Annotated in this window: 13 protein-coding genes; 4 read left to right on the top strand and 9 right to left on the bottom strand. The window is 40.4% G+C overall.

Annotation, left to right across the window (positions count from 1 at the left end):
- Position 1: 1 nt before the first annotated feature.
- Genes FJG96_RS01340 through FJG96_RS01320 form a run of 5 tightly spaced genes read right to left on the bottom strand, consistent with a single transcriptional unit; the run spans position 2 to position 4,051 of the window.
- The gene (locus FJG96_RS01340) at positions 2 to 268 is read right to left on the bottom strand and encodes an EexN family lipoprotein (protein WP_139412418.1); all 267 of its coding nucleotides are present in this window, start codon (positions 266 to 268) and stop codon (positions 2 to 4) included.
- A 25-nt stretch (positions 269 to 293) separates the two neighbouring features.
- Positions 294 to 995, bottom strand: a complete 702-nt coding sequence (locus tag FJG96_RS01335; RefSeq protein ID WP_139412417.1) for a type IV secretion system protein — start codon at positions 993 to 995, stop codon at positions 294 to 296.
- Complete coding sequence (locus FJG96_RS01330) at positions 992 to 3,352, bottom strand: VirB4 family type IV secretion/conjugal transfer ATPase (RefSeq protein WP_139412416.1); 2,361 nt, start codon at positions 3,350 to 3,352, stop codon at positions 992 to 994. Before FJG96_RS01330 ends, FJG96_RS01335 begins: the two co-directional genes overlap by 4 nt.
- Positions 3,349 to 3,675 carry a VirB3 family type IV secretion system protein gene (locus FJG96_RS01325; protein WP_139412415.1) on the bottom strand — a complete coding sequence of 109 codons (327 nt, stop codon included), beginning with the start codon at positions 3,673 to 3,675 and terminating at the stop codon, positions 3,349 to 3,351. The genes FJG96_RS01330 and FJG96_RS01325 overlap by 4 nt, the downstream gene beginning before the upstream one ends.
- Before the next feature lie 28 nt (positions 3,676 to 3,703).
- The gene (locus FJG96_RS01320) at positions 3,704 to 4,051 is read right to left on the bottom strand and encodes a TrbC/VirB2 family protein (protein ID WP_139412414.1); all 348 of its coding nucleotides are present in this window, start codon (positions 4,049 to 4,051) and stop codon (positions 3,704 to 3,706) included.
- A gap of 158 nt (positions 4,052 to 4,209) precedes the next feature.
- Here FJG96_RS01320 and FJG96_RS01315 point away from each other — a divergent pair, with 158 nt between their 5' ends.
- Positions 4,210 to 4,953: a nuclease gene (locus FJG96_RS01315; protein ID WP_139412413.1), complete on the top strand. Its 744-nt coding sequence runs from the start codon at positions 4,210 to 4,212 to the stop codon at positions 4,951 to 4,953.
- A 376-nt stretch (positions 4,954 to 5,329) separates the two neighbouring features.
- Here the strand turns inward: FJG96_RS01315 and FJG96_RS01305 are convergent, their stop codons facing one another.
- Together FJG96_RS01305 and FJG96_RS01300 are read right to left on the bottom strand one after the other, a co-directional pair.
- Positions 5,330 to 5,782, bottom strand: coding sequence for a phage holin family protein (locus FJG96_RS01305; protein ID WP_005774647.1), 453 nt, complete (start codon positions 5,780 to 5,782; stop codon positions 5,330 to 5,332).
- A gap of 3 nt (positions 5,783 to 5,785) precedes the next feature.
- Complete coding sequence (locus FJG96_RS01300) at positions 5,786 to 6,124, bottom strand: ElaB/YgaM/YqjD family protein (protein WP_139412719.1); 339 nt, start codon at positions 6,122 to 6,124, stop codon at positions 5,786 to 5,788.
- Positions 6,125 to 7,102: 978 nt separating this feature from the next.
- On the opposite strand from FJG96_RS01300, the gene FJG96_RS01295 reads away from it, so the two are divergent.
- Positions 7,103 to 7,978, top strand: coding sequence for a MotA/TolQ/ExbB proton channel family protein (locus FJG96_RS01295; RefSeq protein ID WP_139412412.1), 876 nt, complete (start codon positions 7,103 to 7,105; stop codon positions 7,976 to 7,978).
- The gene (locus FJG96_RS01290; RefSeq protein ID WP_139412411.1) at positions 7,975 to 8,574 is read left to right on the top strand and encodes a biopolymer transporter ExbD; all 600 of its coding nucleotides are present in this window, start codon (positions 7,975 to 7,977) and stop codon (positions 8,572 to 8,574) included. The genes FJG96_RS01295 and FJG96_RS01290 overlap by 4 nt, the downstream gene beginning before the upstream one ends.
- Before the next feature lie 879 nt (positions 8,575 to 9,453).
- Here FJG96_RS01290 and dut read toward each other — a convergent pair.
- Positions 9,454 to 9,993: a dUTP diphosphatase gene (dut, locus tag FJG96_RS01285; protein ID WP_139412410.1), complete on the bottom strand. Its 540-nt coding sequence runs from the start codon at positions 9,991 to 9,993 to the stop codon at positions 9,454 to 9,456.
- A 279-nt stretch (positions 9,994 to 10,272) separates the two neighbouring features.
- Positions 10,273 to 11,082, bottom strand: a complete 810-nt coding sequence (locus tag FJG96_RS01280; RefSeq protein ID WP_139412409.1) for a VIT1/CCC1 transporter family protein — start codon at positions 11,080 to 11,082, stop codon at positions 10,273 to 10,275.
- Positions 11,083 to 12,123: 1,041 nt separating this feature from the next.
- On the opposite strand from FJG96_RS01280, the gene FJG96_RS08810 reads away from it, so the two are divergent.
- Complete coding sequence (locus FJG96_RS08810; protein WP_180338224.1) at positions 12,124 to 12,852, top strand: hypothetical protein; 729 nt, start codon at positions 12,124 to 12,126, stop codon at positions 12,850 to 12,852.
- Positions 12,853 to 12,953 lie beyond the last annotated feature (101 nt).

Raw genomic sequence — 12,953 nt, 5'->3', positions numbered from 1 at the left:
ATTAATGACTGTCCCCTTGTTTTTCAGATTTTTGCTGCTCATCATTTGTAGAGCCAAAACCTTCCCATTTCTTACGGGTTTCAAATTCAGCTTGCTCTGCGTTTTTACAATTTTTCGACTTAAGATCCCCTGATGTCAAACATTTCACGAGTACTTCTTCCATCAGTTTTTTGTCTTTTTTTAATTCTTCTACGCTGTAGGTTTTTTCACAGCCAGCAGCCATAAGCCCTGTGCAAAGTAGCAATGTTGTTATGATGATCTTGTTCATGTTCAAGCCCCTCTTTTTTTACCCTTTATTGACCACGCATTTTTTGGGCTAAATCTTTGGTTCGTGCCTTAAATTCTTCCATTTCACGTCTTTCTGCCGCTTTATCTTCTGCTTGTTGAATCATCGCGGCGGCTTGCATTTGGAGAACTTGTGTTTGCAGTCTTGCTTGTATTGCTTCTAGTTTTGCTTGAATGCTTTGAATTTCACCAGCCTTTTCAGTGTTTCCAAGTTTATCGAGAAGCTTGTTAATCTCTTTTTGCGTTTCACTGGCTTCTTCGTAGACATCTTGGCCTTTTGCTGCTTGTCCGACTGTGCGCTGTTCGGCTTTTTTTACTTCCTCTGCGTAAAAAGCATCCACCGCTTCTTTTGATCCTGCTCCGCCTGAGGGCTCTTTATATTTAAGCTCTTCTTGCCATTTTTGTGCGTTTTTGCTGCTGCTCCCGCCGCCGCCGCCACTGCCCATCGATTGTTGAAAGTGGTTAAAGTCAGAAGGCAGAGCGCCATTGCTTCCTTGCTTGTTAAACATTTCTTTCAATGCCGAAATGTCAGGCTTGGCATTTAAGGAGCTATAGAGTTGTTTCATTTGCTCAAGTTGACTTTCTAATTTTTTAACTTGCGCCATGTTTTCCAGCAGTATTTTATAATCAAAGGGACCACCTCCAAGTGCATTTGCTTGAGGGCTAAAAGAAATTGCGCAAAGCGCTGTTGCCAATAAAAGTTTTTTCATTGTTTTGACCTTTCTTGGAAAATAGGAAGCCATTTATCTGGAGATGTCCCAACTTCTTCCATAATGGTTTCGAGAAGTTCAATGTTTTTCGTGGTGCCGCTTAAAATGGCTATTTCATCATCAAAACCCCGTAAATTCAGTTCTGCTACCACAGAACTTTGTCCTTGTTTGATGAGAAAACGCCGTGACTCTCGGCTTAATTCTGTTTGTATCAGGTTAAACTCTCGGTCTGATAATTTAAAACCCTCTACATAATCCGCGTGGTTCCCCTTTTGATTGGGAAAATAAACCTGGGTGGGACATTGCTCTATAATGGTGTGGGCTATCGTCGAATTAATCGCATCTTTGGGAGATTGCGTGGCAAACAACATCAAACCATTTTGCTTCCGAATGGTCTTTAGCCTATCTTGCGCAAAGGCTTTAAAGGAATCATCCTCTAGCGCTTTCCAAAACTCATCAATGACAATGATAATACGACGCCCGTCAATCAGAGACAGAATCCTATGAAAGAGATACATCATTAATGGTGGACGAATTTCGTCATTGTCCAAAAAATCCGTCATATCATAACCAATAAATTTGGCATCAATCCCTATGTCATCATCAGGATTGTCAAATACCCACCCTAAAGCATTGCCTTTACACCATCGCTCTAAACGCCCCGCTATCCCCTCCCTGTGCGTGGTGTCAAAAAACATTTGTAAAGCCGATATGGTCCGTTGCTCTTGAGGGAGCAAGGCAAGTTGGTCAACCGCAGAAGCAATATCTTGCCTTTCCGACTCACTAATCTTTTGACCCTCAGCAGAAACAAGCTTGGTAATCCATTGACGTAAAAAAACCCTATCAGCTGGATTGCTATAATCTAAACCTTTTAAGGGCGCTATCCCCGTCGGCTTGCCGTTTTTTAAGGGCATATACGTGCCGCCACCCGCTCTGACAAAAAGCTCTGCTCCACGATCCTTATCAAAAAACACCATATTGGGATCATGCTTTTGAAGTTGCGCGAGTAAAAAATTAACAATAACCGTTTTACCAGAACCAGACGGACCACAGACAAAGGTATTGCCTAAATCACCAAAGTGAAAGTTAAAATAAAACGGCGAACCTGCTGAAGTCTTCATTAAGGCTACCGCTGGTCCCCACACATTGCCATCTATTTTGCCAACCGGAAAAGAATGAAAAGGTGAAAGCGCTGCATAATTGCGGCTGGTTATCGCGCCAGAGCGGGTGCGATAGGCATAATTGCCAGGCAATTGTGCCCACCATGCCGCCGCTAACCCTAAATCCTCCCGCGCAATAACAGCACCACCATCTGTCAGACGAGAACGCGCTTTGGCAAGATTATCCGCTAACTCTTGTGGCTCATCGGCAAAAACCGCTAACGATAAATGATGCTCCCCTAAAACAAAACGATTCGATTCAAGATCATCAAGCGCATCATCCAGCTCCATGATTTGTGAGCCCGCACGATCTCCGGCATTGACCATCTGGTTTTGTTTGCGACCCATAATCTGCTTGGCAGCATTTTTGCTCTTGAAAATAAAAGATTGCGTAAAAATAAACTCAAAGGGAAGCGTTAAAAGACCATCCGCCATGCCTACTCTGGTTTTGGCTGGATACTCTTTCCAACCAAACATGCCAGCAAAACGCTGGCCCGCTTCGGTGCGTATTTCTATGACTTCTTTCCCAAAAATCAGACGGTCTGAATAAACAGTCGACGCTATCGTCCCCCATGTCAACGGTATGCGTTCACGACGACCGCCTACCAGTTGGTGAATAAACTCACTTTGCTGCGAATAAATAATGCCTTCATGTTCATAAAGACTTAATCTTCTTGCGCCATAACGCTCTAAATTTTGAATGACATCTGTCGTAATATCTTCAAGCTTGCGAATCGATTCTTCATCAACTTCCGTTTTTTCTTGCTTGGCTTTGCCTAACCGTTTGAAAAATTCTGCTAATTTATCCGTCTTATCAACGTGTGGATTCCACAAAATTGAAAGATAAAGCTCATTGCGATAAAGATCCTGTGAAACCATCCGTTCACGATATTTATCATCTAGCTGCTTGGCAAATGCCGATCTAAAAGTGCCATCCGGATAGACCGTTTCACGCTTTCGGATAATATGGCTATAAAGCGCAATCCGTTCATCGGCAATGTTCTTAAACAGATTGTTGAGCTGTTCGTGAAGCACGTTCAGATCAATAATATCCGCTGTCTCAAAGTTAATGCCTTCAAGTTTAACAACCATCATGAGCGCGCGTGAATCCAGTGCAATGACATGCTTGTTTACATGGCGCACGTAAGGGATGATCGCCTCTGGCTGCTTTTCACGCTTGCGCTCTGCTGTTTTCATTTTAATTCCTCATAATTACGAATTAATCGTAATGGAGAAATACTTCCTCCACCCCATAGACTAGAATTTCTGGCAAAAATAGTTGTCTTTTGCCATGTTAGAAGAATACGAAATTTGTTATGGTCATGTTTTAGGATTTCCTTGAATATGAAATGGATGGCAATACCAATGGTTAAAAGAAAAATATTGCCTGCCATAATAAACAATATCATCGATCCTATTCCATTTAATCCCATAGCTTCCACCGTCACGCCCGCAATCATTGCAGGGCGTGTGCAAGCAAGAAATAACGTATCCTCCGTTAGCTTCTCATGCTCTTTCATGATTTTTGAAAATGCTAGAGTACGTTAATTAAGCTTTAAGCATTGATACGATTTGCGATGCACCAAAGATTATGCCAATGCCAACACAAACAAAAAATGCCTTACGCATTTCAACATAACCAGCAATCCATGCAAGCCCAATACCCGCAACCGCAATCGTTGCTATCGATATGGCAATAGGTCCGTTTAAAGTGTCAACTATTTTTTGAAGTGCAGTTTCAACTTTTCCGAAGCCTTCTGCAAATGCTGGATCACTGAGCGCAAGGAAAGCAATAAAAAGCATCAAGACTGTGGTTAGCCATTTCTTTTGAGTATTGGATAAAGTATAGTTTTTTAAGGTGCGTTCACAACTGAACGAATTATTCATGTTTTTCATGAAAATTTCCCCGCTTTATGTTTAAGTTAATCATAAAATTAATATTTAATATTAATCAAACATCCTATAAATGAAAAAAATATTTTTTTCTATTGATAAATTAACAATATTTAATTTTTTTCTCGCTTAATTAACAGTAAAATACAGTAATATTCAAAATGATAATTTTTAAACAGTTTCGATCCGTTTCTAAATATATTGTCTTAATTTGTCTTATTGTTTTGGGATACTTTTATTTGAGTGAAAATAATGAACAGATTATTCAAACGTTTTCTTTAAAAGGACCAGAAAAGCTAAGAGAGAAAACAGTTCAAAATCCAAAGTCACAATTGAAAGATGATGTGAACCAACAAAATATAAACCAACAAAATGGTGCTTTGCTCCAACAGCCATTGGCTTCACAATTTTATGAAGAAAATGTTCCCGTCTATTCCGGTGCTATAGAGGTCACAAGTGGTGTGACCTTTAAAATGATCACACCAACAGATGATGGATGGAGAAAAAGAATCGTGCGCAATATCCGCCTCTATGGTGTGGAAACCTGCGAAGTGCGGCAATTCGCCTCACGCAATGGTGTTAAGTGGCCCTGTGGGGCTTTTGTCACGGCGTGGCTGGTCTCAAAAACAATCGATAAAAATGTGACTTGTCGGCAAACCCGTGTCATTAAACAAATTCATTATGCTCAATGTTTTGTGGATGGAGTGGATCTTGCACGCTTAGGCCTTGCAGAAGGATTGATGGTTTTGACAAAAGATCAACATAACTTCCCATCTCCCGCAGACTATAAAAACTTACAATCGACCGCTCAAAAAGAAAAAAATGGCTTGTGGTCAAGCCAATTTCAACAACCAGAAGATTGGCGAAGAGAACACGGAAGCTATAATCCCATTGACCATAATTGATATTGACCATAATTGATCAAGCGTCCTCTTCAGTGCTGTTTACAATAAAGACAATATGCCACAACAAGCCTTAACAGCTTTAAAGTTGATCACAAGCGTCATAGATCTTGATGGATAACTCTCGTCATGGAAAAAAGGCTTATGAAAAAATAGACAAAAGCAAAACTAAAAACCCTTTATCTTCAAAAAACACTGCATTGCTTAGATCTTTTACCTGAAGCATTCTCTAATACTGCTATGTTCGTGAAAAATGGTGTGTGCATTCTGAAAGGGATTTCTTCTTAAAACCGTTTGAAGAAGCTAAAAAAAACACGAAATAAAAAGGTGCTTTCTTTTACAATAAAGAAAGCACCGGGGGGGGGATAGGATCACAGTCTTACATATTTTCATCTAAAAGGCGGTCTTTTTTATCTTTTTTCCACAGAAAATACGTTGCTAGTCCGAGAATGGGCACACCCAATTTGGCAAAAGGAAGATGTTGACTGAGAACAGCAAGGCTGGAAACAGTCGCATCTGTCATCAGTTTGTGGCGTTGTTCTTCGGTCTTTTTTTGTTGGTCATAGCGTTGATAAACCTTCAGAATCCTGTTGATCATGAGTGCTAATCCGGCAAGAAAAAGCCAAATTAAAAACATGATACTGGCGGCAAAAAGAGGCTTCATAACGGTACATAACCCAAGAAAACCAATCATACATAAAAAAAGCAACGCCATGAATAATGAAATGCCAATAAACCCACAGCAAATTGCTTGAAGGCGCACTTGCTTGACAGTGCTTTTTAGTCCTCCACCGACAAGATGGTTTAAAAGAGGAGCGATAAACTTATGCATTGCTTAACGACGCAGTAACTGAGAAAGAATAAAACCAACGCCTGCTGCAAACAAAACGCTTTTGCCAGGATTTTTACGAACACATTGATTCATGGTTTGTTCAAAATCACTGATTTTGTCTTTTGCTTGAGACATGAGGTCTTCACTACTTTCTTTTGCTGAGTGATATAGTTTTTCCGCTTTGTCTTTGGCCGCATTGAATTTTTTAGCACCAAGATCTGTCAGTGTGGAGGTCATCCCTGAAATTTCATGACGTAACGTTTCTAATTGTCCCTGGAGCTCGTTTTGTAGATCTTTTTCTACGGCAGTTTTATTTTTTTGTGTTGTTTTGTTCTTGTTCATGATGTTCTTTCCCTCTCTTGTATAGTGGTGTTTGCTGTGTTCATCGTAATCATTTGCATTGGAGTGAAAATTTTTACTGCTGGGGTAACGCCAAAAATGTTTTTTGGTTCCTTGTCTTTTTGTGCAATTTAAAATTGTTTTAGGCATTGCAAGCTATTCAGCACCATTTCCCAGCTTCTCGTGGTGTAAGTTTTGTTAAAGAGGCACCTTGAGACTTGGTTTTTAGGACTTGTGATAGGTAAAAAAATAGGCGTCTGGCGATTTTGCTGGAGAAATTTTGCATGAGAAGTCATGACAGTTTTAGGCTTTTTGAAACAGAGAAGAGAAAATAATATTGCTTGCTCTTTTCTTGTAGGTCTTTAGAGTGCTCAAGGAGTATCTCTATGATCCTTTTTGTCTGTTTAAAAGAATGTGGCGTTTTAATTGTGAGAAGAGGATTTTAGAGAATTGTTTTTTAAAGAAGCGAAGATCGTTTTCTTTAAGTGTTCCATCTTTCCTGTTTATCTCGTATAAATTATCTCTTGCGGGCAGATGTTTTGTTCTCTTTATTTAAGAGCGGTTTAATTGAGAAAAGCTTGCGATATGAGGGGCTTACTCAATAGCAATGATGATAAATTATTCTTAAAAGTCAATGTGCTATAAGTAGATAAGATGATGCGTTGTTTGTACACATTGAGATATCGTATGGGGGGAAATATCGTAGGGGAGATTTCTGATAAGTCTATCATTTTGACAAATTTACGCAGTAAAGCGATTTAAGTAAGATAAACTTGTGAAGGGGTATAAAAAAATTTCTTGAGTGATTTTGCTAGGGGCAAAGAGAATTTAGGGAATAAAACTATACTTGATTTATCAAGTTTTCTTTCTTAAGAGGAATGCGGAAGTGACGTTGAAGTGGCGGTGTGGAATAGGGGTGCTCTGCGGGTTAACGATTCAGCGCATAAAGAAGATTAAGACCACGAGAGTTGTGAGACAGAAATGGAATCTGAAACAGTCCCTTTAGAGAAGAGTTCTGCTATATTGGCAGGGCATGATTTTTCACCTTTTTCTATGTTTATGGCTGCTGATTGGGTGGTGAAAGCTGTTATCGTTCTTTTGTTGCTTGCTTCTTTGATATCTTGGACAATTGCTTTTGTGAAAATTATTGAGATCACTGTGGCAAAACGACGCGTGCGTCATGAGCTCCGATTGGTTCTAAACGCTCAGACTCTCACGCGTTTGGCGGCGAGCTTAAAAGAAAGCAAAGGGGCAGGGGTGTTTTTTCTCAAAGAAGTGCTTAAAGAGGTCTATCTTTCGACACAAGAGGTTCATTTTGTTGCTCCTGAAGGAACAAATGAAAGCTCTGCTGAGAGAACAAATCCAAAGAAAAGTGCACAAACGCTTGAAGATATTCTCTTTTATGAGGAAAACGATCAATATGGAAATGTTTCTCGTGATGGTTATGTCCGCGATGTTCATGAGGGTTTAAAGGAAAGGGTTCATTCGATTTTATCGCGCTGCTTGCTGGCTGCGACACGACGTGTTGCCTGTGGAAGCGCTGTTCTTGCAACCATTGGCGCCATTGCGCCCTTTGTGGGGCTTTTTGCAACAGTTTGGGGAATTATGAATTCTTTTATTGGGATTGCGCAATCGCAAACAACGCGGCTTGATGTGGTTGCTCCTGGAATTGCTGAAGCCTTATTTGCAACAGCGATTGGGCTTTTTGTAGCGATTCCCGCCGTGGTGATGTATAATAGTCTTATGCGTGCTTTGAATGGCTATCGCAGTGATTTAGGTGATATCGCGGCTGCTCTTGAAAGGCTCTTGAGTCGTGAACTTGATCGACAAAAACAACAGAAAAGTCATAAAAAATGAAAGCAAGCTTTAATGATGATTTTGATCTCGATGAGAGTGGGTTGCACAGTGAAATTAATGTGACCCCTTTTATTGATGTTGTGTTGGTGTTGCTGATTGTTTTTATGGTTGCTGCTCCCTTGGCAACATCTGTCATTCCTGTTCAGCTTCCTTCGATTACTCAAGCGCCTTCAGTGGTTCAACCTGATGAGCCCCTTTATGTTACTTTGCAAAAAGATCATTCTCTTTACATTGGCGATCATCTTATAGAACAAGCTGCCTTGAGGGAAACTTTGTTGAGGGAAACCAAGCAAAATTTAGAAACAAAAATCTTAATCAAAGCCGATAGTGAAATTGATTATGGCATTGTCATCGATTTATTAAACCAAATACGCATGGCTGGATATGGGAAAATCGGTCTTGTTGGATTGCAAAATTCTCCCAACCTTGCCGCAAAAGATGGGGGCAATCATAAAACAGCAGATGGAGCAAATGGATCTGTTGTGACAGATGGTGCTATTGAGAGAGCGGGGACTAACGTGGTCGGGCATGTGGAGGCTGTAACAACCAGTACTGTGGAAAACGCTCATATTTCTGGAACAGTTTCTGCTCCGTGATAAAAAATGTCTGATAAAAAAATAGCTTTGTTGAAGGAAGCAAAGCAACTTCATCAAAGGCATAAAGTGAAATTGATGAGGGGCAGTGTCATCGATTGATGCAACCAAAGATGTATGCGCTGGATAGCATAAAATCAGTCTTATTCGGATTATAAAACGCTCTCAATCTTGCTCTGCTAACGGACAAGAGACTTGGGGTGTGATGGTGGAAAATTGATCATGCGCCACTCTTATGGCATTTGAATTGCTTATTTTACAAGACAAGGAATTTTTCTTAAATCCAATCAAGAGGAGGTGTCTTTCGGATCATCACACTCAATCGTCCTTGAGGGGGAGGAGCATGTGAGGGATGTGCGGGCATGTGGAGGCTTGTGCTTTTAAATGAGATACGTGGAAGAGGATGCGTGCTTTAAAAGCCTTAAGTGATCAAGGAAAGACGATTGAAATAAGGGCATATCTTACGTGCAAAGGTTTTTGTTTCTCTAAGGGCTGCATGTCAATCAAGACGAGCAGAACGCGCTGTTGCGTCGTGGAAAATTTTCATTATTGATAACGTCACGGGGTCGTGAATGTTGAGAAGGGACGTGAGAGGAGAAAGGATGTAGGGCTTTGTGCGTTTGATTAAAAGGTGAAAGCCTTGGGCATCAATGGGCGCTGCTTTGCTTTAAAAGCTCCAGAAACCTCAAAAATCAAGAGTTCTTAAATAAGAATACATCAAATCAATTCCTCAAGCTGTTCCGATGTCAGTATTATGATGACGCACTACGTAAAGGATTTCCCAATTCCAAGGGGACTCGCAAAAAAATCAAGGGATTAAGAAGTAAAAAAACCTTTAAAATGAGCCTTGTGTTGCTTTAAAAGCAGATTTTTGTCGTGTTTTTAAGTATGCCCTGTAGAACCAAAACCTCCTGTTCCACGGCTCTCTGCATGACTTTGGTTGTCTTCTTGCGCTGGTTCAATGGCGCAAACAGTGACTTTTGTGACGGGGGCGATGACGGTTTGGGCAATGCGCATGCCTCGTTCAATAGAAAAGTCTTCCTGACCACAATTAATGAGCAGAACTTTGACTTCGCCACGGTAATCACTATCAATCGTTCCTGGGGTATTGAGGCAGGTGATGCCGTGTTTTAAAGCGAGACCAGAGCGTGGGCGTATTTGCGCTTCATACCCTGGGGATAAATGAAAAATAAGACCCGTTGGAATAAGAGCACGCTGCCCTGGTGAAAGGACGAGCGTTTCTTCTTCTCCAAGGGCGGCGCGTAGATCAAGCCCTGCAGAACCCGCTGTCGCGTAATGAGGAAGTTCTAAACCTTGTCCGTGTGCAAGAATCTCGACGGATAAAGTCACGCAGTGTGAAGATTTTGAAGAGACACAATTTTCTTGCTTGTTGAGTGGTGCGTTGGTTTCAGTATGCGACATGATCAAGGCATTTCCAAAATATGAGGTCTAGAAAAAAGGGTACTTTAACAAAAGATATTCATAAAACAAGTCGATAAAAGTTTTTTAAAGAAGGTTGTCCCCAGAGCTTGGTTATGATCTCTTGTTCATCCAGAATACGCTAAAGTATACACATCCCAAAGCACCATAAGAATCTTTTTAATAAAGGGATTGCCAATGATGATTTGATGCCCGTTAAAAGGGACGCGCTATGGGAGAGCTCAATTATATTCGAGATCGAAAGGATAGGGGTGCGCGTTTTTAAATACTGCCGATAAGAATCCCTGTGGCAAAAACCAGAGCTCCCCCAATGATGACTTGTAAAGAGGCGCGCCAAAAAGGGGTCGACATGTATTTGTTCTGGATCCAGACAATAGCGCCGAGTTCGAAAAAAACAATGATACAGGCAATTACTGTTGCGACATAAAAAGAATTGATCAAATAGGGAAGCGTATGACCTAAGCCCCCTAATGTTGTCATAATGCCGCTGGCAAGACCTCTTTTCAAGGGCGAACCACGCCCTGACAATTTGCCATCATCATGGGCGGCTTCTGTGAAACCCATTGAAAGTCCCGCTCCAATGGAAGCTGAAAGCCCGATCAAAAATGTTTGATGTGTTTCTCCCGTGGCAAAAGCGGCAGCAAAAATGGGCGCAAGGGTGGAGACAGAGCCATCCATTAATCCGGCAAGACCTGGTTGAATCCATGTCAAAAGCGTTTGTTTTTCCGCTTTCGAGGGCTTTTTTATGGTGTGATTTGCTGCTGCTTTTTTAGGAGAGGGTTGGCTCTCCTTGCTTTTTATAAAAGAAGTTTGTTTACATAATCCATCCGCCGTGTGCGCACGATTATGGCAAGAAAGACACAAAAGTTGCTTATAATTTTCAAGCTCTTGAATCCCCATAGCGGCAAAAACCGCTGCTTCTTTAGAGGAATAAGGCTCTAGCGCTTTTGCATATTTTAAATAGAGCGCTGCTTGTTTCTCTTTTACTCTGAGCGCTTGAAGGAGCATTCTTTGTGCCGAACGAAAGAACAGAGCTTTACGCTGTACAAATGAAAAAAACGATTTCAACATTCTCTGTTCCTTTGCACTTTAGAATAATTCTAAAAGATGAAGAAAAATAAACTGAAAGTCAACCTAAAAGTTACAAACTGAAAAAATGCAAAAAGGTTGCAGTGAGAAAAAAAGAATGTGCGGACGCCATGAAAGTAAAGCTGGCCAATCAATAAAGGAGATTTATCCAAGGGGAGGGGTGAGGAGCTGCCCGTGAAAAAATTGAGAGAAAATAGGCTTTATTTTGCTAAAGAAGCGTTGCAATAGAGCATTCCAATTATTGTACGAGAGTTAATGGATTTAAGCTCGGAAATCTATGGAAAGAAATAAGCCAGCTCCGTCATTTAGTTGATCGTTCAAAAGACGATAAAAAACTTTTTGAAATTTGAGATCATTCTAAAAAAAAGACCTTGTCTCAAGGGAACCAAGTTCCTTTTCGTAAGGATGTTCGTGAAGAGTAGAGCAGTAAGGCATCCATGAAGTAAGATAAATTCCCTATAAATTCCGTTGTGTCTTCTCCTCTTGATGCTTCATAAACCGGTACCATGACACCTGCTTAGTCCCCAATGTTTGCGACAGTCTTTAGCAGCGTTTATTCTCGGCATTTTTATTGGATCGTTTTACATTCCGCATCGCGTTTTAAGTGTAAGCCAGTTCCCTTATGATATTAGCATTGAGGTGGATTTGTTCGCGTCTAACAAATTATCTTTTGTGCTGTGATTGGAATTTGTTTGAAAGGTTGGAGTGTATCAATGAGAGATATATATTTGTTTGATCACGCATGAAAATTAATGCTTTATGAAGGATCATTTATCGCCTTTTTATTTGCCTTATATCTTGCATGAAAGCCCCAAATTCAGTAGGATTCTCTCACTTCAAAACTTCTTATATTGAATCAATTAAAATCATTTGTTTGTGAATCACGAGAAGGGAAATGTTGTGGACCACTTAAAAAGTGTAATAAATTCGGGAGGAAGTGCATAATCTCTGTGTATTGAGGGAGATTGTTCTTAGCATTTTGAAAAAAAACGGTAAGTTTCGTAGAAAAAAGCGGGGAAATACATGGAAATTGATAAATGCTTGGAATTGTGGCGGCTTCTTGAAAAACTAACAATACTGCAGGCAGCGCTTTTAATAGCTGGTTTGAATCCTATCACATGTACAGTTATTGAGACACCTTACCCAGAAGATAGTGTTATTTACGAAGATGGCAATGTCGTATCTCGAGAGAGTACTGTTGTATTCCATATTGCTTATAATGCCATCGTTCAAGCAGGACACAGCAGTCGGTTAATAATAGAATGGGTTGAGAATAGTATTCTAGGTTTTATAAATGAATCTTCCTCATATGTTCTCGTTGAAGATTTAAAAAGATGGCTTTTATTACGTGGTCAGCGCCCTGCATTTTTCTTTCCTAAGAATGATTTTGACAATATTAAAGATCACAAATATGCGTTTCAAGATCCAAATCATCCACACTATGCTCCAAAGCTTGCAGCTGTTGTTGCAGCATGGGAAGTGGTGCACGAGGCTGCACCAAATAAAAGTGTTAAAGCAACGCTTGCAGAATGGCTGCAGGAGAATGCCAATCAATATGATTTACGCGATAAGAAAAGTGGTAAGTTAAAAAACGATGTCATTGAGCAGCTTGCAAGCGTTGCTAATTGGGATCCTACCGGAGGGGCTCCAAAAACAAAAGCTAGCGTTTCTTTATCAGAAAAAAAAGAAACTAAAAAAAGTGATAATTCTGTTTGTTCTGCGTCTGTTAATAATTCAGAAATACCTTTCTAGGGGGGAGGTTTAAGCTATCCTCCCCTAGATTATAACTAATTGTTTTTACATAAGAAAATATTTTATCGTGTTTCAATGGTTGTTTAGAGGGGGAAAAATAG

Origin of the sequence: Bartonella mastomydis (assembly GCF_900185775.1) — a bacterium.
Classification (GTDB): domain Bacteria; phylum Pseudomonadota; class Alphaproteobacteria; order Rhizobiales; family Rhizobiaceae; genus Bartonella; species Bartonella elizabethae.
This window is presented reverse-complemented; position numbering and strand designations above follow the sequence as displayed.